This window comes from Aquihabitans sp. G128 (genome assembly GCF_019048865.1).
Lineage (GTDB): Bacteria > Actinomycetota > Acidimicrobiia > Acidimicrobiales > Iamiaceae > Aquihabitans.
The window spans coordinates 17,289-44,027 of the sequence record NZ_CP077604.1 but is presented as its reverse complement, the minus strand read 5'-3'; the positions used below and the strand labels follow the sequence as shown (position 1 = coordinate 44,027).

The 26,739-nt window shown below is 73.5% G+C and carries 29 protein-coding genes and 1 pseudogene; 10 read left to right on the top strand and 20 right to left on the bottom strand.

Going from position 1 to position 26,739, the window contains the following annotated elements; all coding sequences use genetic code 11:
- Positions 1–70 precede the first annotated feature (70 nt).
- Entirely contained in the window at positions 71–649 is a 579-nt protein-coding gene (locus tag KSP35_RS00250; RefSeq protein ID WP_216998256.1) for an LPXTG cell wall anchor domain-containing protein, read from the top strand.
- A gap of 90 nt (positions 650–739) precedes the next feature.
- Here the strand turns inward: KSP35_RS00250 and mscL are convergent, their stop codons facing one another.
- The gene (gene mscL, locus KSP35_RS00245; protein ID WP_216998255.1) at positions 740–1,150 is read right to left on the bottom strand and encodes a large conductance mechanosensitive channel protein MscL; all 411 of its coding nucleotides are present in this window, start codon (positions 1,148–1,150) and stop codon (positions 740–742) included.
- Between the two features lie 137 nt (positions 1,151–1,287).
- On the opposite strand from mscL, the gene KSP35_RS00240 reads away from it, so the two are divergent.
- On the top strand, positions 1,288–2,190 hold the full coding sequence (locus KSP35_RS00240) for a TIGR01777 family oxidoreductase (protein WP_216998218.1): 903 nt from the start codon (positions 1,288–1,290) through the stop codon (positions 2,188–2,190).
- 57 nt (positions 2,191–2,247) lie between these two features.
- The gene (locus tag KSP35_RS00235) at positions 2,248–2,877 is read left to right on the top strand and encodes an HAD family phosphatase (RefSeq protein WP_216998254.1); all 630 of its coding nucleotides are present in this window, start codon (positions 2,248–2,250) and stop codon (positions 2,875–2,877) included.
- Positions 2,878–2,958: 81 nt separating this feature from the next.
- Here KSP35_RS00235 and KSP35_RS00230 read toward each other — a convergent pair whose 3' ends face one another.
- Positions 2,959–3,741: an SDR family NAD(P)-dependent oxidoreductase gene (locus tag KSP35_RS00230; protein ID WP_216998217.1), complete on the bottom strand. Its 783-nt coding sequence runs from the start codon at positions 3,739–3,741 to the stop codon at positions 2,959–2,961.
- 92 nt (positions 3,742–3,833) lie between these two features.
- Between KSP35_RS00230 and KSP35_RS00225 the strand changes: the two genes are divergently transcribed.
- Positions 3,834–4,682, top strand: a complete 849-nt coding sequence (locus tag KSP35_RS00225; RefSeq protein ID WP_216998216.1) for a L,D-transpeptidase — start codon at positions 3,834–3,836, stop codon at positions 4,680–4,682.
- A 10-nt stretch (positions 4,683–4,692) separates the two neighbouring features.
- Positions 4,693–5,238: a CbrC family protein gene (locus KSP35_RS00220; RefSeq protein WP_216998253.1), complete on the top strand. Its 546-nt coding sequence runs from the start codon at positions 4,693–4,695 to the stop codon at positions 5,236–5,238.
- 34 nt (positions 5,239–5,272) lie between these two features.
- On the opposite strand, the gene KSP35_RS00215 is transcribed toward KSP35_RS00220, so the two are convergent.
- The gene (locus KSP35_RS00215) at positions 5,273–5,773 is read right to left on the bottom strand and encodes a helix-turn-helix domain-containing protein (RefSeq protein ID WP_216998215.1); all 501 of its coding nucleotides are present in this window, start codon (positions 5,771–5,773) and stop codon (positions 5,273–5,275) included.
- 52 nt (positions 5,774–5,825) lie between these two features.
- The gene (locus tag KSP35_RS00210) at positions 5,826–6,353 is read right to left on the bottom strand and encodes a hypothetical protein (RefSeq protein WP_216998214.1); all 528 of its coding nucleotides are present in this window, start codon (positions 6,351–6,353) and stop codon (positions 5,826–5,828) included.
- Positions 6,354–6,570: 217 nt separating this feature from the next.
- On the opposite strand from KSP35_RS00210, the gene KSP35_RS00205 reads away from it, so the two are divergent.
- Complete coding sequence (locus KSP35_RS00205) at positions 6,571–7,002, top strand: nitroreductase/quinone reductase family protein (RefSeq protein ID WP_216998213.1); 432 nt, start codon at positions 6,571–6,573, stop codon at positions 7,000–7,002.
- A 7-nt stretch (positions 7,003–7,009) separates the two neighbouring features.
- On the opposite strand, the gene KSP35_RS00200 is transcribed toward KSP35_RS00205, so the two are convergent.
- Together KSP35_RS00200 and KSP35_RS00195 are read right to left on the bottom strand one after the other, a co-directional pair.
- A complete protein-coding gene (locus tag KSP35_RS00200; RefSeq protein WP_216998212.1) occupies positions 7,010–8,572 on the bottom strand; it encodes a hydantoinase B/oxoprolinase family protein in 1,563 nt (520 codons plus the stop codon).
- Positions 8,572–10,365 (bottom strand): hydantoinase/oxoprolinase family protein, encoded by a 1,794-nt coding sequence (locus KSP35_RS00195; RefSeq protein WP_216998252.1) that lies wholly within the window; start codon positions 10,363–10,365, stop codon positions 8,572–8,574. The genes KSP35_RS00200 and KSP35_RS00195 overlap by 1 nt, the downstream gene beginning before the upstream one ends.
- A 92-nt stretch (positions 10,366–10,457) precedes the next feature.
- Here KSP35_RS00195 and KSP35_RS00190 point away from each other — a divergent pair, with 92 nt between their 5' ends.
- Positions 10,458–10,622: a hypothetical protein gene (locus tag KSP35_RS00190; protein WP_216998251.1), complete on the top strand. Its 165-nt coding sequence runs from the start codon at positions 10,458–10,460 to the stop codon at positions 10,620–10,622.
- A 48-nt stretch (positions 10,623–10,670) separates the two neighbouring features.
- On the opposite strand, the gene KSP35_RS00185 is transcribed toward KSP35_RS00190, so the two are convergent.
- From KSP35_RS00185 to KSP35_RS00170, 4 genes are read right to left on the bottom strand one after another with little or no spacing between them, the layout of a single operon-like run.
- Positions 10,671–11,324, bottom strand: a complete 654-nt coding sequence (locus tag KSP35_RS00185) for a DUF1273 domain-containing protein (RefSeq protein WP_216998250.1) — start codon at positions 11,322–11,324, stop codon at positions 10,671–10,673.
- Between the two features lie 4 nt (positions 11,325–11,328).
- Positions 11,329–11,706 carry a ribonuclease H gene (locus tag KSP35_RS00180; protein ID WP_216998249.1) on the bottom strand — a complete coding sequence of 126 codons (378 nt, stop codon included), beginning with the start codon at positions 11,704–11,706 and terminating at the stop codon, positions 11,329–11,331.
- A 25-nt stretch (positions 11,707–11,731) separates the two neighbouring features.
- Positions 11,732–12,469, bottom strand: a complete 738-nt coding sequence (locus KSP35_RS00175; RefSeq protein WP_216998210.1) for an ABC transporter ATP-binding protein — start codon at positions 12,467–12,469, stop codon at positions 11,732–11,734.
- Complete coding sequence (locus tag KSP35_RS00170) at positions 12,462–13,580, bottom strand: ABC transporter permease (RefSeq protein WP_216998209.1); 1,119 nt, start codon at positions 13,578–13,580, stop codon at positions 12,462–12,464. The genes KSP35_RS00175 and KSP35_RS00170 overlap by 8 nt, the downstream gene beginning before the upstream one ends.
- 149 nt (positions 13,581–13,729) lie before the next feature.
- On the opposite strand from KSP35_RS00170, the gene aceE reads away from it, so the two are divergent.
- Together aceE and KSP35_RS00160 are read left to right on the top strand one after the other, a co-directional pair.
- Positions 13,730–16,447: a pyruvate dehydrogenase (acetyl-transferring), homodimeric type gene (gene aceE, locus KSP35_RS00165; protein WP_216998248.1), complete on the top strand. Its 2,718-nt coding sequence runs from the start codon at positions 13,730–13,732 to the stop codon at positions 16,445–16,447.
- Between the two features lie 169 nt (positions 16,448–16,616).
- Complete coding sequence (locus KSP35_RS00160; protein WP_216998208.1) at positions 16,617–17,210, top strand: HhH-GPD-type base excision DNA repair protein; 594 nt, start codon at positions 16,617–16,619, stop codon at positions 17,208–17,210.
- 26 nt (positions 17,211–17,236) lie between these two features.
- Here KSP35_RS00160 and KSP35_RS00155 read toward each other — a convergent pair whose 3' ends face one another.
- From KSP35_RS00155 to KSP35_RS00120, 10 genes and pseudogenes are all read right to left on the bottom strand, one after another.
- The gene (locus tag KSP35_RS00155) at positions 17,237–17,761 is read right to left on the bottom strand and encodes a VOC family protein (RefSeq protein ID WP_216998207.1); all 525 of its coding nucleotides are present in this window, start codon (positions 17,759–17,761) and stop codon (positions 17,237–17,239) included.
- A gap of 44 nt (positions 17,762–17,805) precedes the next feature.
- The gene (locus KSP35_RS25010; RefSeq protein WP_216998206.1) at positions 17,806–18,651 is read right to left on the bottom strand and encodes a transglutaminase family protein; all 846 of its coding nucleotides are present in this window, start codon (positions 18,649–18,651) and stop codon (positions 17,806–17,808) included.
- Positions 18,648–19,472, bottom strand: a complete 825-nt coding sequence (locus KSP35_RS23760; protein WP_254126907.1) for an alpha-E domain-containing protein — start codon at positions 19,470–19,472, stop codon at positions 18,648–18,650. The genes KSP35_RS25010 and KSP35_RS23760 overlap by 4 nt, the downstream gene beginning before the upstream one ends.
- 82 nt (positions 19,473–19,554) lie before the next feature.
- Positions 19,555–21,195 (bottom strand): annotated as a pseudogene (locus KSP35_RS25390) (circularly permuted type 2 ATP-grasp protein); the annotation flags it as partial.
- A gap of 178 nt (positions 21,196–21,373) precedes the next feature.
- A complete protein-coding gene (locus KSP35_RS00145; protein WP_216998203.1) occupies positions 21,374–21,844 on the bottom strand; it encodes a hypothetical protein in 471 nt (156 codons plus the stop codon).
- 76 nt (positions 21,845–21,920) lie between these two features.
- On the bottom strand, positions 21,921–22,691 hold the full coding sequence (locus tag KSP35_RS00140) for a S9 family peptidase (RefSeq protein WP_216998202.1): 771 nt from the start codon (positions 22,689–22,691) through the stop codon (positions 21,921–21,923).
- Positions 22,692–22,716: 25 nt separating this feature from the next.
- Positions 22,717–22,929, bottom strand: coding sequence for a hypothetical protein (locus KSP35_RS00135; RefSeq protein ID WP_216998246.1), 213 nt, complete (start codon positions 22,927–22,929; stop codon positions 22,717–22,719).
- A gap of 61 nt (positions 22,930–22,990) precedes the next feature.
- Positions 22,991–23,518, bottom strand: coding sequence for a hypothetical protein (locus KSP35_RS00130; protein ID WP_216998200.1), 528 nt, complete (start codon positions 23,516–23,518; stop codon positions 22,991–22,993).
- A gap of 34 nt (positions 23,519–23,552) precedes the next feature.
- The gene (locus KSP35_RS00125; RefSeq protein ID WP_216998245.1) at positions 23,553–24,617 is read right to left on the bottom strand and encodes a glucosaminidase domain-containing protein; all 1,065 of its coding nucleotides are present in this window, start codon (positions 24,615–24,617) and stop codon (positions 23,553–23,555) included.
- 444 nt (positions 24,618–25,061) lie between these two features.
- The gene (locus KSP35_RS00120; RefSeq protein ID WP_216998198.1) at positions 25,062–26,177 is read right to left on the bottom strand and encodes an acyl-CoA dehydrogenase family protein; all 1,116 of its coding nucleotides are present in this window, start codon (positions 26,175–26,177) and stop codon (positions 25,062–25,064) included.
- Between the two features lie 100 nt (positions 26,178–26,277).
- Between KSP35_RS00120 and KSP35_RS00115 the strand changes: the two genes are divergently transcribed.
- Complete coding sequence (locus KSP35_RS00115; RefSeq protein ID WP_216998244.1) at positions 26,278–26,691, top strand: type II toxin-antitoxin system Phd/YefM family antitoxin; 414 nt, start codon at positions 26,278–26,280, stop codon at positions 26,689–26,691.
- The last annotated feature ends 48 nt before the right edge of the window (positions 26,692–26,739 follow it).

The following is a 26,739-nucleotide window of genomic DNA, read 5'->3' as shown; positions in this document are numbered from 1 at the left end:
CTAGGTTTGGCGGCGGCGCCGTCTGCGCGCCGTCGGGCGGCCCTACGGGGCCCGTAGGGAGGAAGCACACATGATCCGCAAGGTTCTCATCGGAGCGACGATGCTCGTCGCCCTGTTCGCAGCCCCGGCCGCGGCGCAGTACGACCCCACCGTGGTCAACCCCGGCACCGTCGTGCAGGGTGGCCAGGTCACGGTCTCCGGCTCGGGCTGCCAGCCCAACCAGGAGATCACCATCACCGTCTACCCGGAGTCCGAGGAAGCCCTCGCTGGCAACCCGACGGTCGCCCCGGTCATCACCGTCAAGACCACCTCGGACGAGAACGGCAACTACAGCGTGTCGTTCACCGTGCCCTCCACCCTCGCCCCCGGCGCCTACGACGTGCTCGGCCCCTGCCCGCCCAAGGGCGGCGTCGACGTCAACGCCAACCGGGCGGCCCCGAAGCTCTACTACCTCGGCCGCTTCGTCGTGACCGCCCCCACCACCCCGGTCACCACGCCTGGGACCGGCGGCACGGGCGGGACCTCGCTGCCCCGGACCGGCTCGAACACCAGCGGCATGGGCCTCGTCGGCGCCGGCCTCCTGGCCGCCGGCGGCCTCCTGCTGCTCGGCACCCGCAAGCGCCGCTCGTCGGCTCCCGCAGCCGCCTGAGCCCTGGGGCCCCTCCCCGCCCCGCAGCACCACCCGAACGCGACGGTGCCCCGGCCACTGGCCGGGGCACCGTCGCGTTCCGGACCAGGTTCAGGCGGGCGGTGCGGGCGTCCCGGTGCCACCGGCCTTGAGCAGGTCGCGGATCTCGGCGAGGAGCTCCTCGCCCACGGTCAGCGGCTCGTTGGTCTCGGCCGTGTCGGCTGCGCCCTTGCGCAGGTCCTGCAGCCTCTCGAACGACTTGATCATCACGAACAGGGCGAAGGCGATGATCACGAAGCTCACCACCGCGGTCACGAACGAGCCCCACCTGATCACGCTGTCGTTGATGGTGATCGTGTAGTCGTCGAACGTCGGCTTCCCGCCGATGATGCCGACGATCGGCATGACGATGTTGGCCACCAGCGCGCCGACCACCGCCTTGAACGCGGTGCCGATGACCACGGCGATGGCGAGGTCGATGACGTTGCCGCGCAACAGGAACTTCTTGAACTCTTGGAGCATGGGAGGGGGGGCCTTTCCTTGAGGGTTGTCCAGGTGGCGCCAGGGTAGGTGGCCCTGCCACCCCGCCGTTCGGATCGGCGTGTGCGAGCCTGCACGTGCCGCACCGCCGATCGGTCCCAACCAGGAGCGCTCACGCCATGGACATCGCCATCACCGGGTCGACCGGACTCATCGGCACGGCGCTCACCGCCTCGCTGCGAGCAGATGGGCACCGGGTGGTGCCGATCGTGCGGGCCGACAGCGGGTCGGGCACCGTCCGGTGGGACCCGGCGGCGGGCACCATCGACGCCACCGCGCTCGAGGGCATCGACGCCGTGGTCCACCTGGCGGGCGAGGGCATCGCGGCCGGTCCGTGGACGACGGCCCAGCGCCAGCGGATCCACGACAGCCGCAGCCGGGGCACCACGCTGCTGTGCGGCGCCCTGGCCGGCCTCGCATCGAAGCCGAGCGTGCTCGTCAGCGGCTCGGCCATCGGGTACTACGGCGACCGCGGCGACGAGGTGCTCACCGAGTCCTCGGCCTCGGGCGACGACTTCCTCGCCGGCGTCTGCCGCGACTGGGAGGCGCCCACGCGGGCGGCGACCGAGGCGGGCATCCGGACCGCCATCGTGCGGACCGGCATCGTCCTGTCGCCGAAGGGGGGCTCGCTCGGCGCCCAGCTGCCGGCGTTCAAGCTCGGGCTGGGGGCCAAGGCCGGCCGTGGGGACCAGTGGATCTCGTGGATCACCCTGCGCGACGAGGTGGCCGCCATCCGCCACGCGATCGACACCGACGCCGTCGTCGGACCGGTCAACCTGGTGGCGCCGAACCCCGTGACCAACGCGGCGTTCACCGATGCGGTCGGCGACGCGGTCAAGCGGCCGACCTTCCTCACGATCCCCCGCGCCGTCCGCCACCTGCCGTTCGGGGTGGGCGACCTGCTCGGCTCGCTGCTGTTCACCTCGGACCGGGTGACCCCCGGGGTGCTGACGGCCACCGGCTTCACCTTCGCCGACACCGACCTCGAGGCGGCCCTCGGCCACCTGCTCCCCCGCCGCTGACGCCAGCGCCGGACGGCCACCCGCTCGCCTCTTCGAGGACCCCTAGGCTCGACCGCCGTGCCTCCCCGCCGCATCGCCGCCTTCGACTTCGACGGCACCCTCACCCAGCGCGACACGCTGCTCCCGTTCCTCGTCCGGACCTGCGGGTCCCGGCAGGTGGCCCGGGCGGTCAGCGCGGTGGCGCCCTTGGCCGCCCGAGCCCGGCTCGGCCGCCTGCAGAGCGAGCTGCACCACCGCGACGCCGTGAAGGAGGCGCTGCTCGCCGCGCTCCTGCGCGGCCGGGAGGCAGCCTGGTTCCGCGAGGCGGGTGCCGACTACGCCCGGACGCTCCCCGCCCGGATCCGGCCGGACATGGCCGAGCAGGTGGCCTGGCACCGCGAGCACGGCCACGAGCTGGTCATCGTCTCGGCCTCGCTGCTCACCTACCTGGCGCCGTACGCGTCGGCGGAGCGCTTCGACCACGTCATCGCGGTGGAGATGGAGGTCGGCGCCGACGATCGCCTCACCGGCCGCCTGGCCTCGCCCAACGTGCGCGGCCCCGAGAAGGCCGTCCGCCTCGATGCCTGGCTCGACGGCGACCACCCGGAGGTGGTGTGGGCCTACGGCAACTCCAGCGGTGACACCGAGCTGCTCGAGCGGGCCCACGTCCCCGTGTGGGTGGGCAAGGCGGCGAGCCGCAACGCCTGACCCCGGACGCGGACGACCGCCCGGCACCGGCCGGGCGGTCGTCGAGGTCCGCGCGGCGTCGCGCTGGCGGGAGGGCTCAGGTCACTTCGGCTGCATGCGGATGCCGGCGTCGATGCGGATCGACTCGGCGTTCATGTAGCTGTTGCGCAGCAGCTCGGCCGCCAGGGTGGCGAACTCGCCGGCCTGGCCCAGGCGCTTGGGGAACAGCACCCCGGCGCCGAGGCGCTCCTTGAACTGCTCGGCCGCCTCGCCCTCGCCGTAGATCGGGGTGTCGATCAGGCCGGGGAGGATGCAGTTGACCCGGATGCCCGATGCCGAGAGGTCGCGGGCGATCGGGAGGGTCATGCCGACGACGCCGCCCTTGGAGGCCGAGTAGCTGGCCTGGCCGATCTGGCCGTCCTCGGCGGCGACCGACGCGGTGTTGACGATGGCGCCCCGCTCGCCGAACTCGTCGGGCTCGTTCTGCGACATGGCCGTGGCGGCGATGCGGATGGCGTCGAAGGTGCCGACCAGGTTGATCTCGATGACCTTCTTGAAGATGTCGAGGTCGTGGGCGGACTCGTACTGGCCGTCGCGGCCGATGGTGCGGGTGGCCCAGCCGATGCCGGCGCAGTTGACCAGCGCCTTGAGGGGTCCGAGCTCCTTGGCGGCCTCGACCGCGGCGATGATCTCGTCGGTCTTGGTGACGTCGCACGCCACGAAGACGCCGCCGATCTCCTTGGCGAGGGCTTCGCCCTTCTCCTGCTGCCGGTCGAGGTCGGCCACGACCACCTTGGCGCCGAGCGAGGCGAGCTGGCGGCTGGTTGCCTCTCCGAGGCCCGAGGCCCCGCCGGTGACGATTGCGCTGATGCCGTTGATCTCCATAGGCCCGCGACCTTACTTGACTGCGCGGTCAAGTGTCCCAAACCGGGCCCCGGCACCGGCCCGGCCGAGCACGGCGAGTACCCTCGGCGCCGATGTCGCGCCGCCGCCCCACCGCTACTGCCCGCCGGCCCCGCCTCGCTCGTCGCCCGCTGGCCCTGGCCGTCGTCGGGCTGCTCGCCGTCGGCCTGCTCGGCTCCTGCACGGGCGAGCGCCCCTCCCTCGGCGCCGCCAAGGCCGGCGGCCCCACCACCACGACGACGTCCACCACCGCGGCGGGCAAGGCGAGCACCACCACCACGACCCCCGGGCCGAAGGCCCTCGGCCCCGACGACCTGCTGGGCTACATCGCCACCCCCACCGGGAACCCGGTCGTGCGGGCCGAGCCGCGGGACGACGCCCTCCCGATCAGCATCGACCCCAAGACCGAGGCTGGCGCGCCCACCACCTTCGCCATCATCGGCGACGCCACCGCCGTCACCGACGGCTGGTACCAGGTGCTGCTCCCCACCCGCCCCAACGCCGCCCGGGCGTGGGTGCCCGCGGCCTCGGTCACGGTGACGAAGACCCCGTTCCGCATCTTCGTCGACCTCGCCGGGCGCAGCCTGCGGGTCGAGAAGGATGCCGCCCCGGTCTTCACCGCGGACACGGCGATCGGCACCACCGAGAACCCCACGCCGGTCGGCGCCACCTACGTCACCGAGCTCATCGACAACGTCGACCCGGACGGGTCCTACGGGCCCTACGCCTTCGGCCTCGCCCTCCACTCCGACACGCTGAGCGAGTTCGGCGGCGGCGACGGCCAGGTCGGCATCCACGGCACCAACCAGCCGCAGAAGATCGGCCAGGCCGTGTCCCACGGCTGCGTCCGCCTCAAGAACGCCGACGTCGAGGGCCTCGTCGACCTGGACCTGCCGCTCGGCGTCCCGGTCTTCATCACCTGAGCGGCAGCCGGTGACCTCCGAGGCGCTGCCCATCTTCCGCTACCACCCGGACCCGGTGGCGACGGGCGCGTTCGAGCAGCGGCCCACCCGGTGCGTGGGCTGCGGCCAGGACCGCGGGTGGGCCTACGCCGTCACGCCCTACGCCGAGGCCAACCTCCGCGACGCCCTGTGCCCGTGGTGCGTGGCCGACGGTTCGGCGGCCGCCACCTTCGGCGCGACCTTCACCGAGCTCGGCGAGGACGTCCCGGCCGCCATCCCCCAGTCGGTGCGGGACGAGCTGGCCCACCGCACGCCCGGCTTCAGCGCGTGGCAGGAGGAGCGCTGGCTGTTCCACTGCGACGACGCTGCGGCGTTCCTGGGCGCCGCCGGCTGGGACGACGTGGGCCACCTCCCGGACGCCGTGGCCCAGCTCCACGCCCAGGCCGAGTCCTGGGGCTTCGGCCGCGAGGACGCCGAAGCGTTCGTGGGATCGCTCGACGTCGACGGCGACTCGACCGCCTACCTGTTCCGGTGCCTGCACTGCGGCACCCACCTGGCCTACGCCGACGCCGGCTGAGGCCGACGCCCACGGGGGCCGGCGGCGAGCGGCCCTAGGCGGTGGGCTGCCCGGTCCGGCCACGCCGGGGCGGGAGCTCCGTGCCGGCTGGCGAGCCGGGGCCCACCTGGGCCCGCACGCCTCGACGCTCCAGGACCTCGCCGCACTCGGAGCAGGTGGGCACGACGTGGGTGACGTGGCCGCAGGCCCGGTGCACGAGCTCGACCGGCGGGCCGTCCGGCGCCTCCCAGCGATCGCCCCACTCGCGCAGGGTGGTCATCACCAGCCAGAGGTCCTTGCCCTTGTCGGTGAGGCGGTAGTCGTAGCGGACCGGTCGGTCCTGGTACGCCACCTTCTCCACCACGCCCCGCTCGACGAGGTGGTTGAGCCGGGTGGTGAGCACGTTGCGGGCGATGCCGAGGCGGCTCTGGAAGTCGTCGAAGCGGGTCACGCCGAGCATGAGGTCCCGCACGATCATCGGCGTCCACCACTCGCCGATCACCTCGAGCGTCTGGGCCACCGAGCAGGAGAAGTCGTCGAAGCTGCGGCGCTGCATGCGCCCAGGCTACCCAGTTGCTTGACGCTATGCACTGCGGGGCGGCCGGGACCTACTCGCAGTTGTGGCAGAGGCCCGACGCCGGCAGCGTGATGAAGCAGGTGGGGCAGGCCGGCCGCTTGGGCGGATCGGGCCGGGGAGCGCCGGAGGCCAGGCGGCCGGAGCGGACCGCGGCGATGCGCGGGGTGAAGCGGGGCTCGCCGCCGTTGCTCGGCAGGGTGGCGCCGTAGCGGCCGTAGAGCTTGAGGCGCTCCTTGGCGGCGTGCATCTCGGGGTCGTCGGGGACCTCGCCGTCGCGCCGGCCGGCGGCCTTGGCGTAGCCGGCGCCGATGGCCTGGTCCTTGCGCACCACGAGGGCGGTGAGCAGCGGCTCGTCGGGGTCGGTGGCCTCGGCGGTGACGGCGGCGAGCACCTTGCCCACCCACTGGTGGAGCAGGACCTTGGTGCGGATGCCGGCCGCCTCCTGGACCGCCTCGCCGAACTCGGCGTAGGTCACGAAGGCGCCGTAGGTGCCGGCCACCTCCTCCAGGTGGGGGACGGCGACGGCCGTCCAGGCCACCACGGCGTCGTCGTAGGACACCTCGGAATCGTCGGCAACCAGCCAGGTACCACGGTCAGACACGCGTCGTTCTCTCGTCGAAGGGTGGGAGCGGAGCCGTGCCCACCGACAGGGAGTCCGGTGGTCCACCCTACGGACCCGACCCCCCGCCTCCCCCATCCGTCCGCCGGGCCGCCCCGGAGAGCGGCGTCGTCCCGCCGTTCGAGCCGGCGGCGCCCCGCACGTAGGCTCCACGAGCGTGACGAGCGACCGCACCTTCAAGGTCATGAACGCCGTGCACCGGGTGGTGCTGCGCGGGAGCGCCGGGCGCATCGGCTGGGAGTTCGACCACCTGCCCGTGGTCCGGCTCACCACCACCGGCCGCAAGAGCGGGCGGCCCCGGACGGTCTTGCTCACGTCCCCGATCCAGGAGGGCGACGCCACCGTGGTCGTCGCGTCGAAGGTCGGCGAGGACACCCACCCGGCCTGGTTCCTCAACCTCCGCGACCAGCCTGCGGTGCGGGTGGCCCGCCGGGGGCGGCCGGCTGAACCGATGACGGCCCGGATCGCCGGTGCCGAGGAGCGCGAGCGCCTGTGGCCTCGGATCACCGAGGCGTACCCGAACTACGCCCACTGCCAGGCCCGCACCGAGCGGGTGATCCCGGTGGTGCTCCTCGAGCCCGCCACCTGAGCGGACCTCAGCGGCCCTCGCCCTGCGGGCCCCATCCTCCGCCGCCCGGGGTGGACATGCGCACGACGTCGCCGGCCTGGAGGTGGATGGTGCACTTGTCCGGCAGGCGCTCGGCCCGGGCCTCGTCACCGCCCGGGAGGAGCCAGTTCTCGCCCACCGCCCCAGGGGCCCCGCCGGCCAGGCCCCACGGCCGGCTCACCCGGCGTTCGGTGATGAGCGAGAGGGTGGCCGGCTCGAGCACCTCCAGGTCGCGCTCGATGCCGTCGCCGCCCGGCGCCGCGCCGGCGCCGCCGCTCCCGCGTCGCAGGCCGTAGCGCCGCACCCGGACGGGGAACGCTCGCTCGAACGCTTCGGTGGGGGTGTTCCGGGTGTTGGTCATGGCCGTGTGGACGCCGCTCATGCCGGGGACCGGGCCCCCACCGCTCCCGGGGCGGGGCGGACGGCCGCCCTGCCCGCCGGCCACGGTCTCGTAGGACACCCACCCGTCGCCGCCGAGCAGCAGGTTGTTCATGGTCCCCTGGGAGGCCGCCGGCACCCGGTCCGGGACCACCTGGGCCAGGGCGCCGAGGCACACGTCGGCCACCCGCTGGGACACCTCGACGTTGCCCGCGCCCACCGCAGCCGGTGGGCGGGCCGCCACCACCGACCCGCTCGGCGCCACGACGTGAACGGGCCGCAGGCCCCCGCCGTTCGACGGGATGGTGGGATCGAGGACCGACCGCAGCGCCCACGCCACGGCCGAGGTGGTGACGGCTTCGACGGCGTTGACGTTGCCGGCGCGCTGCGGGTCGGTGCCGGTGAAGTCGAAGCGGATCTCGTCGCCGCGCACGGTCAGCGCCAGCCGGATGGTCGTCGGCTCCTGCTGGTGCGGCGCCGGGCCGAAGCTGTCGAGCACGTCCTCGAAGCGCCAGGTGCCGTCGGGCAGGTCGGCGAGGGCCGCCCGCATGCGACGCTCGCCGTAGGCCACCACCTCGTCGAGGTCGCCGGGAGGCGGCAGCACCGCGAGGAACCGCTCGGCGCCGAGGCGGTTGGCGCCAACCTGGGCGTCCAGGTCGCCGGCGCGCTCCACGGGCGTCCGGGACGACGCCACCACGATCGCCACCACCTCCGGCGTGAGGCGCACCGGCGGGATGCGCAGGCCCTCCTGTTGGATCTCGGTGGCGTCGGCGGGCAGCGAGCCGGGAGCGGCCCCGCCGAGGTCGGCGTGGTGGGCTCGGTTGGCCACCCAGCCGACGACGCCGGCCGGGCCGAACACCGGCGTGACCAGGGTGATGTCGTTGAGGTGGGTGCCGCCGGCGAACGGGTCGTTGAGCAGGATCTGCTCGCCGGGTGCCACCTTGGGGCCGAGCGCCTCGATGGCGGCGGCGACCGATGCCGGCATGGACCCAAGGTGGACCGGGATGTGCTCGGCCTGGACGAGGAGAGTGCCCTCCGCGGTGAACAGGGCGGCGGAGCAGTCGGCCCGCTCCTTGATGTTGGGGCTGAACGCGGCGCGCCGCAGCACCTCGCCCATCTCGTGGGCGACCCCGGTGAGCCGGGCGATGAGGATGGCGAGGGCGGCCGGGTCCATCACGCCTCCACCCGCGTCAGCACCAGGGCGCCGCTGGTGGCGTGCGGGTCGGCCCGCCACCCGGCGGGCACCCAGATGGTGCAGTCGGCCTCGGCCACCACCGCGGGCCCGGCGGCGGGCCGGCGGACCGGCACCGGCAGGTCGGCCGGCGAGAGCGGAGCGGCGAGCCGGGCTGTGGCCCGCAGCGCCACCACCTCCACCCGGGCACCGGGCCGGGCGTAGCCGTTGCGCCGCTCGTGCTCGGCGGCGAAGTCGGCCGGGGTGGGCACCCGGAGCTCGTGGCTCTGGCCCTCGTAGCGGCACTCGACGGCGGTGGACACCTCGCCGCCCGGCACCGCGGCGGCCGCCTCGGCACCCAGCGCCTCGAGCGCGGCCTCGAGGCCCTCGAGGTCGGCGCCGCCGGGCCACGTGCGCACCACGTCGTGCTGGCGGGGCGCCGTCAGGCAGCCCAGCGCCGAGAGGACGCCGGCTCGGGCCGGCACCACCACCGCCGGCATGCCCAGCGCGCCGGCGATCGCGCCACGGTGCAGGGGCCCGGCCCCGCCGAAGGCCACCAGCGCCAGCCCGGCGGGGTCGACGCCCCGGGCGACGGTCACCGCCCGGACGGCCTCCTCCATGGCTGCGTCGACCACGGCCAGCACGCCCTCCGCGGTGACGCCGGCCGCGACGAGGGCGGCCTCGGCGGCGGCCCGGTCCAGGTGCCCGATGCCGGGGAGCTCGGCCTCGGCCGGCAGGTGGCCGGCCACCAGGTTGGCGTCGGTCACGGTCGGCTCGGTCCCGCCGGCCCCGTACGCCGCCGGGCCCGGGACGGCCCCGGCGCTGCGGGGTCCCACCACCAGCGCCCCGCCCGGGTCGAGCCCGGCGATCGATCCCCCGCCGGCGCCGATGGTGTGCACGTCGAGCGACGGTTGCCGGATGGGGAACCCGCCGACGGAGCGTTCACCGGCCGGCTCGGGGACGCCGCCGCGCACCAGGCACACGTCGGTGCTGGTGCCCCCCATGTCGAAGGTGACGGCGTCGGGGAAGCCGCTGGCCACGGCCGCCGCCGCCCCGGCCAGCACCCCGCCTGCCGGTCCCGAGAGCAGCAGGCTCACCGGCAGCTCCGCCCCGCGGGCGACGGGCACCAGGCCGCCCGCGGAGGTCATCACCAGCACGTCGTCGGCCGCCCCGGCGAGGCCGTCGAGGTAGGTCCGGCAGGTCGGCCGGAGGAAGGCGTTCACGACCGTCGTGACCGTGCGCTCGTACTCGCGGAACTGCGGCGAGACGTCGACCGAGGCCGTCACGTCCAGGCCCCGCCGCTCGAGCGCGGCCGCGACGCCGCGCTCGTGGGCCGGCTCGAGGTCGCTGTGCAGCAGGCACACCGCCACCGCCTCGACGCCCTCGGGCACCGTCGGCATCGTCCCGGGATCGAGCGCTTCGAGCACGGTGCCGTCCGGGCCGATCCGCCCGCCGACCTCGAGGCGCAGCTCCCTCGGCACCAGCGGTTCGGGCCGGTCCGCCCACGGGTCGTAGAGCGAGGGCCGGTCCTGCCGGGCGATCTCGATCACGTCGGCGAACCCGGCGGTGGCCACCAGCGCCACCCGGGCCCCCCGCCGCTCCAGCAGGGCGTTGGTGGCGACCGTGGTGCCGTGGGCCAGCACCGTCGCTCGCTGCTCGCCGTCGGGGAGCACGAGGGCGGCGCCCACCACCACGGCGCGGCCCGGGTCGTCCGGCGTCGACGGGACCTTGGCGATGGTCCCGTCCTCGCCGACGACGTCGGTGAACGTGCCCCCGGTGTCGACGCCCACTCGCATGGCCCGAAGCTACCGGCCGCCTCACCGCCGTCGATCCCGGCGATCTGTCCGGATCGGGAACGAAACCGCGGGGTTGGACGTCGGAGGTGGTGATGCTGCTCCCCCTGGCCCTCATCGGCGCTGCCGGCACCCTGGCGATGCGCTCCCCCTCCAGCTTGACCGGGACCCTCGCCGTGCTGTTCCTGGTGCTGGCGGCGCTGCTCAGCGCCATCGGCCGCCTCACCGGCGACCCGCTCGTCGTGCGGCGCCGCCCCTGAGGCCCGTCGTCCGTCTCGCTCGGCGGAGTGCGGACCGGGCGGCGGACCTCAGGGGCGGATGACCAGCAGGTCGTCGCCGAAGGCCTTCTCGAGGGTGGAGAACGTGGCGTCGAGGCGGGCGTCCTGCTCGTCCCACACCAGCACGGCCTGGTCCGCGGCATCGACCAGCCAGCGCTCGCGCTGCTTGAGGTTGGCCGCGAACCCGGCCCGGTCGGTGGGCACCTTCTTGTGGAAGTTGGCGACGGACGACGCCCGCCCCACGAGGTCGCGGAACCGAGCCTGGGTGGCCGGCGCCTGCTTGGCCTCCATGCCGGGGAAGGCGAGCACCACGGCGTAGGGCACGTCGGCCCGGATGGCGGCCTCGGCGGCGAGCACCTCGGCGCCGGGGCGCAGGCCGGTGAGCACCACCAGGTCGGGGTGGAGCTGGGCCTGGGCGTCGATCCACTCCTGCAGCCGCCGGCGCACGTCGTCGGCCACCGGGTTGGCCTCCCAGCCCCCGAGGGCGTCGGGCGAGAGGCCCAGCACCAGCAGCAGGTGGCCGGCGGGGATCCGGCCGTCGCGACGGCGCTTCTCGGCGCGCTGCTCCTCGATCGGGAGGTCGCTGATCTTGCCGCCGCCACCGGGCGCCCCTGGCGTGGGGCCGACGGCCTGGCGGAAGCGATCGCGCTCGACCACGGCGAGCTCGTCGACCAGGTCGTTCATCCGGTCACCGGAGTGGCCCTTGACCCACTCGAAGGTCAGCTCGTCCCGCCGTGCGTCGCGCCGCCACCAGCGGCTCCCAGATCTCCCGGTTCTTGACCGGCTCGCCGGCCTTGGTCCGCCAGCCGTTGCGGATCCAGTTGACGCTCCACTTCTGGAGGCCGTCCTTCACGTAGGTGGAGTCCATGACGAGCGTGAGCGGGCGACCGGGGTTGTCCTCGATGGCCCGGAGCACGGCGGTGAGCTCCATCTTGTTGTTGGTGGTGGCCGCCTCGCCGCCGCTGCCGAAGTGCTCGCGGGAGGACGCCCAGGCCCACCCGCCGGGCCCCGGGTTCCCGCTGCACGCGCCGTCGGTGTAGATCCGCAGGGGTTGCTCGCCAGCCATCGGGTCAGCATGCCAGCCCGCCCCGTCAGCTCCCGCCGACGGGCGCGATCCGACCGTCGGCCAGGCGGAGGAGCCGGTCGGCGCGGGCGTTCAGGCGGGGGTCGTGGCTCACGGCGAGCACCGTCACGCCCTCGTCCGCACGCAGGGCCTCGAACAGGTCGAGCACCGATCCGGCGGAGTCGTCGTCGAGGCTGCCGGTGGGCTCGTCGGCCAGGATCACCCGAGGGCCGTTGGCGAGGGCGCGGGCCACCGCCACGCGCTGCCGCTCGCCGCCGGACATGGTGGGCGGCTTGGCGCCCACCCGGTTCGCCAGCCCCACCTGTTCCAGGAGGTCGACGGCCCGGGCCTTGCGCTGGCGGGCTCCCAGGCCGGTGTCGAACAGGGCCATGGCCACGTTCTGCTCGGCGGTGAGGCGGGGCACCAAGTTGTGGAGCTGGAACACCAGCCCGATCTCCCGGCGGCGGTAGCGGGTGAGCTGGTGGAGGTGCACCACGTCGATCCCGTTGACCCGGATGGTCCCGGAGTCGGGGTGGTCGAGCGCGGCGAGCAGGTGCAGGAGCGTCGTCTTGCCCGAGCCCGAGGGACCGGTGACCGCGGTGAACGAGCCGGGGGCCACGTCGAACGACACGCCGTCGAGCACCACCGTGTCGCCGAAGCGGCGGGTGACGTCGCGCACGGTGATGGCGTTGGGGTCGTCGGCGGACCGCTGGCGCTCGAGGCGCCGGTCGGTGCGCTGGCCCGCGGGCTCGAGGAGGTCACTCACGGCGCATCGCCTCCAGCGGCGAGAGGAAGGCGGCTCGGACCGCCGGGTACAGGGCGCCCACGAAGGCGACGCCGAACGCGAAGTAGAGCGACCGGCCGAAGATCCCGGCGTCGTAGACGGGGTGGAAGACGCCCCGCAGCTGGGCCTGGTGCTGGAGCAGGTTGATGGCGCCCCAGCCGAGGAACAGGCCGACGAACGCGCCCGCCAGGCTGACCACCACCGCCTCGCCGAGCACGAGGGCGATGATCCGCCGCCGCGACCAGCCGATGGAGCGCAGCACGCCGAACTCCCGGACGCGCTCGAAGAAGCTGAGCAGCGAGGTGTTGAGCACGCCGCTGATGGCGATGACCGCGGCGAGGATGCCGCCGCCGGTGTTGGCCGCCGAGATCAGCACCAGGGTGTTGTCCACCCGGCCGTAGTCGCTCTCGCTGGCCACGGTGGCGAGCTGCGGGAAGGCCCTGTCGATGGCCTTGGCCACCGCCTTCTTGTTGGCCCCGGGCGCCACCTTCACGAAGCCCAGGCTCACCTGCCCGGCCGCCTGGTACCGGCCCTGCAGCACCGGCAGCGGGAACATCATCGTGGAGTTCCCGAACGAGATGTTGGTGCGGTAGGTCCCCGTGACCCGATACGTGTGCCCGTCGATGGTCAGCCGATCGCCCACGCCCTTGTGGATCGACTGGGCCAGGACGTAGCCCAACATGACCTCGTCGTCGCTCTTGGCCGTGTAGCTGCGGCCCTGGAGGATGACCACGCCGAAGGGGTCCTGGGCGTCGGGGTCGAGCCCGACCTGGATGACCCCCGGGTGGCCGGCGTCGTAGGTGTCGAGCTCGATGAGGGCGCCGATCGAGCGGCCGACGCCCTCCACCTTGCCGACCTTCGCCATGTCGTCGGTGGAGATGAGCGAGTTGAGCAGCGAGTCGGTGTGCTTCTGGGCCACCGTGAAGTCGGCGTTGCCGACCTTGAGGATCCCGGTGGCCGACTCCTTCAGGCTCAACGTCAACGTGCCGAGGGCCACCACGGCCATCACGCCGATGGCCACCGCCAGGCCCGTGAGCACGGCTCGCAACCGGCGAGCGGCGACGTTGTGGAAGATCAGTCCGAGGAAGGTCACGGCACCACCTCTCCGGTCCGCGTGCGACCCGCCCGGCACCATATCGACGGCGGCGGCGGGCGCGTCGCCCGAACGAGCACGTGAACGGCGTGCGAAGTGACCGGTGGGTACGGGTGCGAAGCCGGACCCCGCGGGGCACCATGGCAGGCATGGGTATCGACGACGATTTCGTTGACCAGCTGTTCGACGCCGATCCGGGCGAGACCAAGGAGTGGTTGGAGTCACTCGATGCCGTGGCGTCCCAGCACGGCGCCGGTCGCGCCGAGTACCTGGTGCAGCGGCTGCTCGCCCGGGGCCACGAGCTCGGCCTCGGCGTGCCCACGCCGGTGCGCACGCCGTACGTGAACACCATCCCGCTCGTCGACGAGCAGGCCCGCTACTGGTTCCCGGGCGACTTCGAGATGGAGCGGCGCATCCGGGCGTTCATCCGGTGGAACGCCGCGGTGATGGTGGTGAAGGCCAACAAGGCCGCCGAGGGCATCGGCGGCCACCTGGCCACGTTCGCCTCCTCCGCCGCGCTCTACGACGTCGGCTTCAACCACTTCTGGCGGGGCAAGGACGACGGCGGCGCCGGCGACGCCGTCTACATCCAGGGCCACGCCGCCCCCGGCATCTACGCCCGGGCGTTCCTCGAGGGCCGGCTGAGCGAGGACCAGCTCGACGGCTTCCGGCGCGAGATCGACGGGCAGGGCCTGTCCAGCTACCCCCACCCCCGCCTCATGCCCGAGTTCTGGGAGTACCCCACGGTCTCCATGGGCCTGGGCCCCATCAACTCGCTCTACCAGGCCCGCTTCAACCGCTACCTGCACCACCGCCGGCTCGACGACACGTCGGGCAGCCGGGTGTGGTGCTTCATCGGCGACGGCGAGACCGACGAGCCCGAGACGCTCGGCGCCATCTCGCTGGCCGGGCGCGAGGGCCTCGACAACCTCACCTGGGTGGTCAACTGCAACCTCCAGCGCCTCGACGGACCGGTCCGGGGCAACGGCAAGGTCATCCAGGAGCTCGAGGCGGTGTTCCGCGGCTCGGGCTGGAACGTCATCAAGGTCGTCTGGGGCTCGGCGTGGGACGAGCTCATCGAGAACGACGTCGACGGCGTGCTCGTGAAGAAGATGAACGAGACCGTCGACGGCGAGTTCCAGCGCTACACCATCGAGGACGGCGCCTACATCCGCGAGCACTTCTTCGGCCCGGACCCCCGGCTCCGCAAGATGGTGGAGCACCTCTCCGACGACGACCTGCGCTGGCTGCCGCGCGGCGGGCACGACTACCAGAAGCTCTACAGCGCCTACAAGGCCGCCACCGAGCAGCGGGGCAAGCCCACCGTCATCCTGGCCAAGACGGTCAAGGGCTGGACGCTGGGCACCGAGGTGGAGGGCCGCAACGCCACCCACCAGATCAAGAAGATGTCCAACGAGCAGCTGCGCGTGCTGCGCACCCGCCTGCACCTCGAGGAGGAGATCCCCGAGGAGGCGCTGGCCGACGGCGCCTCGGCGCCCTACTACCGCCCACCGGACGGGTCGCCGCTGCACGCCTACCTCATGGACCGCCGCCGGCGGCTGGGCGGCTCGCTGCCCAAGCGGGTGGTGCGCACCAACCGGGCGCTCACGCTCCCGCAGGACAGCGTCTTCGACGAGTTCCGCGGCGGCTCCGGCAAGAAGGAGGCGTCCACCACCACCGCCTTCACCCGCCTGCTGCGCGCCTTCGCCCGCGACGAGGGCTTCGGGCCCCGCGTGGTGCCGATCATCCCCGACGAGGCCCGCACCTTCGGCATGGACTCGTTGTTCAAGGAGTTCGGCATCTACGCCGCCGAGGGCCAGAAGTACGAGTCGGTCGACCACAAGCTGCTGCTCTCCTACCGGGAGAGCATCGACGGCCAGCTGCTCGAGGAGGGCATCACCGAGGCCGGCGGGCTCGCGTCGTGGACCGCAGCGGCCACCTCCTACGCCACCCGCGGCGTGCCCATGGTCCCGTTCTTCATCTTCTATTCGATGTTCGGCTTCCAGCGGGTGGGCGACCTCATCTGGGCGGCCGCCGACGCCCGGGCCCGGGGCTTCCTGCTCGGCGCCACCGCCGGGCGCACCACGCTCACCGGTGAGGGCCTCCAGCACCAGGACGGCCACAGCCTCGTCCTCGCCTCGACCGTGCCCACCTGCGAGGCGTACGACCCGGCCTTCGCCTACGAGACCGCCGAGATCATCCGCACCGGCATCGAGCGCATGTACGGCCCGGAGCCCGAGGACGTCTTCTACTACCTGACCCTCTACAACGAGAACCACGTCATGCCGCCCATGGCCGAGGGCGTGGCCGAGGGCATCGTCGAGGGCCTGTACCGCTGGCAGCCGGCACCCGACGGCGACCACGCAGCGGCCGCCACCATCCTGTTCTCGGGCTCGGCCCAGGGCGCCGCCCGGGAGGCGCAGGCCGAGCTGGCCGAGCGCTGGGGCGTCGGCGCCGAGCTGTGGAGCGCCACGTCCTACAAGCGCCTGCGCGAGGACGCGCTGGCCGCCGAGCGCTGGAACCGCCTCCACCCCGGCGAGCCGGCCCGCACCCCCCGGGTCACCGAGCTGCTCGACGGGTCGAAGGGCCCGATCGTGGCGGTCACCGACTTCATGCGCACCGTGCCCGACCAGATCTCGCGCTGGGTGCCCAGGAAGCGCCGCTACAGCTCGCTCGGCACCGACGGCTTCGGCCGCTCCGACACCCGCGAGGCCCTCCGCCGCTACTTCGAGACCGACGCCCCCCACCTGGTGGTGGCCGTCCTCTCGTCGCTCGCCGCCGACGGCAAGGTCGACCCCGACCTGGTGGCCAAGGCCATCGCCCACCACGACCTCGACGCCGAAGCCGCCGTCCCCTGGCACGGCTGACCAGCCCCACCCCTCGAACTTGTCGCAGTTGTCGACCGTGGCGTCGCCCAACTGCGACAAGTTCAGGACCGCCAGCTCGCCCAACCCTCGAACTTGTCGCAGTTGTCGACCGTGGCGTCGCCCAACTGCGACGAGTTCGGGGTTGGCGGGGTCGCCTAGCCTCGGCGGGGTGACTGCGCCGGACTCCTTCCCGATCACGTTCGACGACGACGCCAACGAGCTGCTGGCGCACGACCCGCTGGCGCTGCTCTACGGGATGCTGCTCGACCAGCAGGTGCCGATGACGTGGGCGTTCCGCTCGCCGATGGTCATCAAGGAGCGGCTGGGCGACCGGTGGTCACCGGCCGGCATCGCCGCCATGGACCCCGAGGAGGTCGTGGCGGTCTTCTGCGAGAAGCCGGCCGTGCACCGCTACCCGGCGGCCATGGCCCGACGGGCCCACGGGATCGCCCGGGTCATCGTCGACGAGTACGAGGGCGACACCGCCAGCATCTGGACCACCGCCAAGTCCGGCACCACGCTCTACGCCCGGGTGTCGGCGCTGCCCGGCTTCGCCGAGGAGAAGTCGCGCATCTTCGTGGCGCTCCTGGCCAAGCGCTTCGACGTGAAGCCGCGCGGCTGGAAGGCCGCTGCCGGTGCGTTCAGCGACACCCAGCCCCGATCGGCCGCCGACGTCGACTCGCTGCCCAAGCTGCGCGAGGTCCAGGCGTGGAAGAAGCTCCAGAAGGCCGCCAAGAAGTCCAAGTCCGAGTTCTCGCTCTAGCGGTCGGCCCCGCCAGGGCCACGCCGCTACGCCGGGCCACCCGTGAGGTAGGCGTCGTAGGTGTCGCGGGGCCAGTAGCGGGTGACGGCGATGGCATCGGCGGCCACGAGGTCCGCGGCGATGCGGTCGTACTCGTAGCAGTTGAGCTCGTACTGGTTGCCCCAGGGGTCGACCAGGTCGACGGCCCAGCAGAGGTCGAAGTCCACCAGGTGCTCCGGCGCGAGTGGCGTGCCGTCCGGGTGGTCGATGCCGTTCGGCAGCGAGCGGATGAACGCCGAGAACACCTCGGCGTCGACGCTGAACGCCACGCCCGTGCGCTGGGGCACCATCGGGTGCCCCTCGCTGGCCTCGAACAGGGCCAGCGTGGTCCGGCCGCCGTCGGCCGAGATCTGCAGCGGGCCGCCCTCGAAGCCCTTCGCCCAGAAGTCGTACTCGGCCACGGGCTCGAACCCGAGGTGCTCGGCGTACCAGCGGGCGGCTTCGTCACGGTCCGGCACGCGGATGTGCACGTGGTCGAGCCGGCCCATGCGGAACGTCGGTGGGGTCGCCATGGGACCAGCGTGGCACCGATCACGGCGCCTCGCCGGGCGAGGCGTCAGGCCTTGCGGACCAGCTCGACGCTGACGTCGAGCTCTTGGGCGGCGCGCCCGGCGTAGATGCCCCGGAACGGGGACACGTCGGAGTAGTCGCGCCCGGCCGCGACCCGGACGTGGCGCTCGGCCACCGGGTTGAGGCTGGTGGGGTCCAGCGGCCAGACGGTGCCGGTGAAGGCGGCCACCCACGCGTGGCTCTCGCCCACGAGCGGCTCGTCGACCGGCGCCTCCTTGCGGGGGTGCAGGTAGCCCGAGACGTACCAGCTCGGGATGCCCATGGCCCGGAGCAGGGCGAGGGTGACGTGGGCGAAGTCCTGGCAGACGCCGGCGCCGGTGTCGAGCACCTGCACGGCGGTGGTCTTCACGCCCGTGGTGCCCGAGCGGTAGTCGAGCCGCTCGTTGACCCAGGCCGCAGCGGCCTCGGCGGCGGCTGCGGGGGTGTCGTTGGCGGCGGCCAGCTCGGCGGCCACGGCGGCGAGCTCCTCGTTCCACGCCACGGTCTCGGTGGGCACGAGCAGCTCCTCGAAGCGGTCCCGCATGGGCACGCCGCGCAGCTCCTCCCAGCCGATGTCGCCCGGCTCGGCGGCCTGGGCGGCGGTCTCGATGGTGGTGCGGCCGGTGACGGTCAGCTCGGTGTGGGGCACCTGGATGTCGAAGTGGTGCACCACCGAGCCCCAGTAGTCGATGTGGCGGACCACCCGGGTGGCCGGCTCGACCTCGACCCGGCTGGAGAGCACGGTCTGGAGCCGGTCGCTGCGGGGCTCCAGGCGGGCCTCGTTGTACGACTGCGCCACCGGCGAGTCGTACTTGTACTTGGTGGTGTGGGTGATCTGCAGTCGCCAGCTCATGCGCTCTTGTCCGGGGTCCACTCGATGAACGCCACCCGCTGGAAGTAGCGCTGGGTCACCAGCTCGGAGGCGTAGGCGGTGGCGGCCTGGAGGCGGGCCACCACGGCGGGCAGGTCGGCGGCCAGCAGGGCCGGGTCGGTGTAGGCCAGCTCGGACCGGATGCGCCCGACCTCGCGGGCCGCGGCGCTGGTGCGCACCAGCGGGCGGCGACGGCCGCCGTTGGGGCGCTGGCCGCCGTCGACGTCGTCGAGCGCCTGCTCGGCCTGCGCCAGGGCGTAGGACACCGAGCGGGGGAAGTCCGGGTCGAGCAGCAGCACGCTCAGGGCCTTGGCCTGGTCGATGTCGCCGCCGTAGGTCCGGAGGAAGGCGTCGTTGGCCCCGCAGGACACCAGCACGCCGCTCCACCGGGAGGCGTCGGCGTTGGCCGGCACCGCCCCGAGGAGGCGGGCCGTCATGTCCACCCGTTCCAAGGACCGACCGATGGTCAGGAACCGCCAGCCGTCGTCGTGGAGCAGCACCGTGTCGATGAGGCCGCCCACCAGCGCCACGCGGTCTCGCACCCACTGGAAGAGCAGGTGGGGCCCGAGCGTGCGGGCGGCACGGACGTGGTTGTCGAGCTCGTGGTAGGTCCGGTTCAGCGCCTCCCACACCTCGGTGGCCAGGATCTCGCGCAGGCCCCGGGCGTTCTCCCGGGCCAGGCGCAGCGAGCCGACCACGGAGCTGGGGTTGTCGGCGTCGTAGGCCAGCAGCTCGGTGGCCTTCCAGAGGTCGATCGGGCCCTCGGCCTCGAGGCGGGCCAGGTGCTCGCCCTCGATGCCCATGCTCGAGCAGGGAGGCGCCCACCCGGTCGTCGTTGAGCTGGACGACCATGCGGTGCACGTGCACGTCGAGCAGCCGGGCGGTGTCGTCGGCCCGCTCCAGGTACCGGCCCATCCAGTAGAGGGCTTCGGCGATGCGGCTCAGCACGAGGGCACCTCCCCTTCGTCGGTGGTGGGTGTCGGCTCGGCGGCGGCCTCCGGGGACTGCTGCTGCTGGAGCTGCTGCTGGTGGTGGCGCTCGTGGTCGTCGGCCGGACCGAACTGCAGCGGCACGGGGGGGCGCCGGGCGGTTGGTGGCCTCCTTGGGCACGGGCATGGCCATGTCGAGGCCGAACGTGGCGTCGTCGTCGGCCAGCACCCACGTGTCCTTGGAACCGCCGCCCTGGCTGGAGTTCACCACCAGGCTGCCCTCGGGCAGCGCCACCCGGGTCAGGCCGCCGGGCAGGACCCAGACCTTCTCGCCGTCGTTGACGGCGAAGGGGCGCAGGTCGAGGTGGCGGGGCCGGAGCCGTCCGTCGACCAGCGTCGGGCCGGTGGAGAGGGCGACGACGGGCTGGGCGATGTAGCCGCGCGGGTCGGCGATGATGTTGGCCCGGCAGTCGGCCAGCTCCTCGTCCGACGCGTCCGGCCCGAAGACCAGGCCGTAGCCGCCGGAGGCGTCGACGGGCTTGACCACCATCTGGTCGATGCGGTCGAGCACGAACTCGCGCACGTCGTCCTCGCCGAGGCGGTAGGTCTCCACGTTGCGCAGCAGCGGCGGCTCGCCCAGGTAGTACTCGATGAGGTCGGGCACGTAGCTGTAGATGAGCTTGTCGTCGGCCACCCCGTTGCCCACCGCGTTGGCGATGGTGAGGTTGCCGGCGCGGGCCGAGTGGATGAGCCCCGCGCAGCCCAGCACGGAGTCGGGGCGGAACTGCACCGGGTCCAGGAACTCGTCGTCGATGCGCCGGTACATGACGTCGACGCGCTCCTCGCCGGTGGTGGTGCGCACGTAGGTGACGTCGTCGCGGCAGACGAGGTCGCGGCCCTCCACCAGGTCGACGCCCATCATGCGGGCCAGGAGGGCGTGCTCGAAGTAGGCGCTGTTGTGCACGCCCGGGGTGAGCACCACGATGCGCGGGTCCGATGCCCGGGCCGGGGCGGTGGCCCGCAGGGCACCGAGCAGGTGGCGGGGGTAGTCGTCGACCGGCGCCACCGCCGAGGCGCCGAACAGGTCCGGGAACACCCGGGCCATCACCCGGCGGTTCTCCATCACGTAGCTCACGCCCGACGGGCTGCGGAGGTTGTCCTCCAGCACGCGGAACTCGCCGTGGTCGTCGCGGATGACGTCGACGCCGGAGACGTGGATGCGCACGCCGCCGGCCGGCTCCACGCCGTGGACCTGGCGGTGGAAGTGCGGCGAGGAGTGCACCAGCTTGCGGGGCACCACCTGGTCGTCGAACACCTCGCCGGGGCCGTAGACGTCGGCCAGGAACGCCTCGAGGGCCAGCACCCGCTGGCGGATGCCCGCCTCCAGGCGGCGCCACTCCTCGGCGGAGAGGACCCGGGGCACCAGGTCGAGCGGGAAGGGCCGCTCCTGGCCGGAGAGGGCGAAGGTGACGCCCCGGTCCCGGTAGGCCCGGCTCAGCCCGTCGGCCCGAGAGGCCAGGTCTGCGGTGCTCTGCGGCTCCAACGTGTCGTGCACGGCCCGGTAGGTGTCGCGCACCCGACCGAACCGATCGAACATCTCGTCGTAGGTCCGCCGGATGGAGCCCGCGCCGTAGTCGTCGAACAGGTCGCTCACCTGGGAGACCCTGCCGCTACCTGGTTTCGCGTCCGTGCGCACGACGTGAACGGTACGTGAACCGCCCGACCCGGGTGGCCCGAGGGCCTGCGCTCACCCCGAAGGGGCAGGCCGGAGGGGCTCAGGTGGCCGCGGTGCCGACCCGCACCTCGCGGGCCATGCGCACCGCGGCGAGGCCGCCGAAGAGGACCATCCAGAGCACCACGCCGATGACGACGTAGCCCGGCAGCTTGCCGGCCGAGGCCAGCAGGTAGGCGTAGGGCGCCACGAAGGACACCATCAGCATCACGATCCACGGCGCCGCATCCCGCATGGGGCGGCGGTCGTCGCGCATGAGCTTCACGCCCATGGCCTGGCCGATGCCGTAGGTGGGCGACGTGCCGACGTCGATGGCGAGGAACCACCACGGGTTGACGTTGTGCTCCTGCAGCACGGGCCACACCACCACGGCGCGGGCCACGCAGAAGACCACGACGGTGAGGGTCCACATCTGGCCGACGAGGCCGAGCTCCCGCAGCTCGCCCATGAGCGAGTGGGGCACCTCTTCATCGACTTCGACCTCGGACGACGCCGGGTCCTGCGCTTCGAGCACGGGGCTCCTTCTCGGACGGATGGCCCACGCTAGCGAGCGTGGACACGTGATGGGTCGGCACACCTACCCACCAGCTTTAGGTCTCAACGGGTGACGGACGAGATCCGTGGCGTTCGCGGTCGAGCCAGCCCAGCAGGATGGCCACCGCACGGGGGTCGTGGCGCAGGTCGTGGGCGGCGCCGGAGATGATCCGCAGCTCGGCCGAACCGTGGGCGTCGCCGAGCACGCGAGCGTCGAACGAGGGCACCGACTCGTCGTCGGAGCCGTGCAGCACGAGCAGCGAGCGGGGCGCCATGAGGGCGGCGTCGTCGACGGGCTTGATGTCGCGCAGCTGGCGGGTCCACAGGTCGAGCGCCGCAGGGAACGCCGGATCGGTGATGGCGCCGATGTCGCGGGCGTGCTGGAGCAGGCGGCGGGGGTGCCGGGCCCAGTCGCTGTAGTCGGCGGGGGCGCCGAGCGCGGCGACGCCGGCGACCTCGGGCCGACGGGCCGCCGCCGAGATGCAGAGCCCGCCGCCCGTGCCGAAGCCGGCCAGCCACACGCCGCGGGTCTCGCCGAGCTCGGCCGCCTGGTCGATGACCGCGAGCAGGTCGTCGAGCCAGCCGCCGAGGGAGAAGTCCCCGGTGGACGTGCCGCAGCCCCGGAAGGTGAAGGTGATGACCCGCCAGCCCTCGTTGGCGATGCGGTCGGCGAGCGCCGGGTACGAGCGCCCGGTGGCCTCGGCGGGCAGGGCGCCCGACGGGTAGCCGTGGCACAGCACCAGCACCGGCGACCGGGTCTCGGCCACGGGCGGGTGGGCCACGTACCCGGCGAGGCGGAAGCCTCCGGAGCGGAGCTCGACCTCCATCAGCGGCCGGCGAGCGGGGTGCGGGTCACGCGCCGTCGGCAGCGGGGGCGACGCTTGCGTGGGGCTTGTAGCCGCGGTTGCGGGCCTCGACCAGCGTGTCGGGCCCGAAGCTGAGGTAGGTCCGGGCCTCGAGCAGCTCCGCCATGATCTCCTCGGGCACGGTGTCGAGGTCGTAGACGACCTGGGTCCGCTTGTCGCCGACGTAGCGGTTGTGCTCGAAACGGGTGGGGCGCTCCATGCCCCACAACGTACGCGACGACCGCCGCGGGCGGGCAACCGCCGCCGGGGGTGCCGAGCGCTCAGCCGGCGTCGTCGGCGCGGCCGCCGATGGCGCCGATGGCCTCCAGGTACTGGAGGCGGCCATCGAGCACGGCGACGATGTCCTCGTCGGCCACCTCGCGCCCGGCGGCGTCGGCCGCCAGGAGGATGCGGGCGATGGCCACGTCCTCGTCGATGACCTGGCCGTAGGGGTCCTGGGGACCGAGCTCGGCCCCCTCCACCACCTCGCCGGCGTCGTCGCGCACCGGGATCGGGCGGCCCTCGACCAGCCGGGGCGCCCGGCTCCACGGGTAGCGGCGGTCCAACGGGTCCGACGTGGCCTCTTCCAGCAGGTCGGCGTCGGCCAGCAGGATCCACTCGACGTCGTCGTGGGAGATGCGGGCCTGCACCTCGGCCGGGAGCCGGTCGGCGATGAACTCGGTGGCCTCGGCGAGGTCGAACACCGCCGGGCGGGCAGCGCCGGCCAACCGGGCGGTCTCGCGCCCCACCAGGACCAGCCCGATCACCACGATCACCACCAGCCCGAGCAGCGCGAAGACCCACATCACGCTCCGGAACCTATCGCCGCGGCCCCGGACCGGATCAGTCGATGGTGGCGACGGGGTCGTCGAAGCCCTGCCCGGCAGCGCGGCGACCGAGGGCGTACTGGACCATCGACGTGTAGATGAGCATGACCTTGGGGCCGTAGCCGGGGTCGGTGGCCCACACCGTCGTGAGGTCGCCCCAGGTGGCGCAGCAGCCGGCCGGGCCCCGCAGCCGCTTGTCGACCAGCGGGCTGACGTACTCGGGCTTGCGGATGGCGTAGGACTTCAGGAGCTGGATCTGGGCCCGCACCCCGAGCTCGGGCGTGGGGAACGTCCAGCCCGACGGGCAGAGGTCGCAGTGGCCGATGCCGGAGAAGTTGTTGGCGGAGACGGAGTCGTTGTTGGCGAAGCCGCCGGTCTCGAGCACGGCCTGGGCGAAGGCGATGTCGCCGCGGATGCCCTCCTGGTTGCCCTCGGCGATGAACCAGCGGGCGTAGTCGGCGATGGGCGTCGTGACCCGGGGCGAGTAGGGGCTGGTGGCGAACCAGCCGGCCAGGTCCTCGGCGCTGAGGCGGGGCAGGCCGATCAGGGCGACGCCCTCGGGCACCATCCCCGCGACCCGGCCCGACCGCAGCCGGTCGGAGGCCTGCTGCAGGTCGACCTGGGCGCCGAGGTGGGCGGCCTCGGCATCGGACTTCTCGCGAGCCCGGGTGGCGGCGGCCAGCGACGCCAGGCTGGCCCCGTCCTGGGCCCGCACGCGGGCGGCCTTGGCGGTGGCGAGGGCCTTGCGAGCCTTCTCCAGGGCCACCCGAGCGGCCTCGGTGACCTGCTCCTGCCGGTGCAGCACCTGCTCGAACATGATCGTGCGGCCGCGGGCGGGGTCGGTGGTGTCGCCGTGGACCAGGGCGCGGTACTCGTCGAGGCTGAGGTCGTCGCCGGTGACGTAGGCCCGGACGGTGAGGTCCGACAGCAGCTCCCGCTCGCTGGCCAGCGTGGCCTTGTCGTCGTCCCGGGTGGCGGTGGCGGCGTCTTCGCGGTCGCGCGCCTTGGCCAGCGCGACGGCTGCGGTGAGGGCGTCGGCATCGGCCTGTTGCGAGCGCTGCTGGGCGCCGAGCCGGGCCACCGCGGCCTCCCCCACCGCCTTGCGCGCGCGACGACCGCCACGAAGACGTCGTCGGGCGACGGCGGCTGGTCGGTGGGCGCGAGGGCGAGCGTCTCCTCGAGGATGCGCGACGCCCGCTCCTCGGCCGGCGTCTTCGGCGCTGCGGGAGCGTCCTGCGCCGAGGCCGAGGGGGCCAGCACCCCGGCGACGACGGCGAGCACCGCCAGCAGCGCCAGGGCGCGGGCGCGCCTCGATCGGGCGGCGTCGCGCCTCCATCGGTGTCTCCATCGCAAGACCCATCGGCATCGGTGGCGGTTCCCTGAAGGGGCTCCCCCGGTTCCGCCCCGAACCGGCGGAGCCAGGATAGGCCCGCTCTGCTACCCGCACCTGTCGCCCGCATGCCGCTCCCGGGCGCGCCACGGCCCGCCCCGGCGGACCGGGGCGGGCCGTGGTGGGTGTCCGGTGTCAGATGCCGATGCGCTGCGCCAGCAGCTCGCGGTGGTAGGTGGGGTCGCCGAAGAGCAGCTCCGACGACTTGGCCCGCTTGAAGTACAGGTGGGCCGGGTGCTCCCAGGTGAAGCCGATGCCACCGTGGATCTGGATGTTCTCGGCGGCGGCGTGGAAGTACGCCTCCGAGCAGTAGGCCTTGGCCAGGGAGGCCACGGCGGGCAGCTCGTCGTTGAGCTCCGAGGCGCACCAGCCGGCGTAGTAGGCGGCGGACTTGGCCGACTCGACCTCGAGCAGCATGTCGGCGCACTTGTGCTTGATGGCCTGGAACGAGCCGATGGGCCGCCCGAACTGCACGCGGTCCTTGGCGTACTCCACGGCCGACTCCAGCACCTTCTGGGCGCCGCCGACCTGCTCGGCGGCGAGCGCCACGGCGGCGAGGTCGAGCACCCGCTCCAGCACGGACCAGCCCTCGCCGTCGGTGCCGATGAGGCGGGCCGGCACGCTGGCGAAGTCGAGCTTGGCCTGCTTGCGGGTCTGGTCCATGGTGGAGAGCGCGGTCCGGGTGAGCCCGGCGGCGTCGCCCTCGACGGCGAAGAGGCTCACGCCGGCGTCGGTGCGGGCCGCCACGAGGATGAGCGACGCGGTGTGGCCGTCGAGCACGTAGGTCTTGGCGCCGTCGATCTTCCAGGCGTCGCCGTCCTTGGTGGCCGTGGCGGTGATGCCCGCCTCGTCCCAGCGGCCGTTGTCCTCGGTGAAGGCCAGGGTGGCGATGGTCTCGCCGGCCGCGATGCCCGGGAGGTAGTCGGCCTTGGCGGCGTCGTCACCGGCGTGGACCAGCGTGTTGCCGGCCAGGACCACGGTGGAGAAGAACGGGGCGCAGAGCAGGGCCCGGCCCATCTCCTCGAGGATCACGATGAGCTCGATGTAGCCGTAGCCGGAGCCGCCGAACTCCTCGGGGACGATCAGGCCCTGGAGGCCGAGCTGCTCGCCCATCTGCTTCCAGACCGCCTCGTCGTAGCCGGCCTCGGTGTCCATCTGCTCGCGGACGGCGGTCTCGGGCGACTTGGCCTCGAGGAAGCTGCGGGTGGTCTTGCGGAGCTCGTCCTGCTCCTCGTTGAACGCGAAGTTCACGGTGGTCCCCTGGGGTCGTCGACGGTGGGTCGCCGGAGATGGTGGCACGGGCCCGGGCGGGCCGCCCGTCGGCCGGTGTACGCGCGTGTACGCTGCCTCGGTGGCCCGCTCCCCCCGCCCCGACCGGCCCGCCGTGCTGGACCAAGCGCTCGCCCTCCAGGGCCGCGGCCGCGCCGACGGCCCGTCGGCGCCGCCGCCAGCCGCCTCGGTTCCGCCCGCCCCGTCTGCCACCAGCGAGCGCCTCGGGATCCGCGAGCTCCGCGGCCGGCTGACCTCCCTGGTGCGGCGCGCCGGCGGGGGCGAGCGCATCGTCATCACCATCGGCGGCCGAGCCGTCGCCCAACTGGGCCCGGTCGAGCCGTCGAGCGCCCAGGTGAGCATCGACGACCTGGCGGCGCGCGGCCTGATCGAGCCGGCGCGGCGCGGCGACCGCCCCGCCGACCCCGAGGTGCTGGTCGACTCGTGGACCGGCCGCCGCCTCGACCGCGCCCTGCGCGAGGTGCGCGGCGCGTGACCCTGGCCCTCGACACCTCGGCCCTGCTCGGCCGCTACCTGTCCGGTC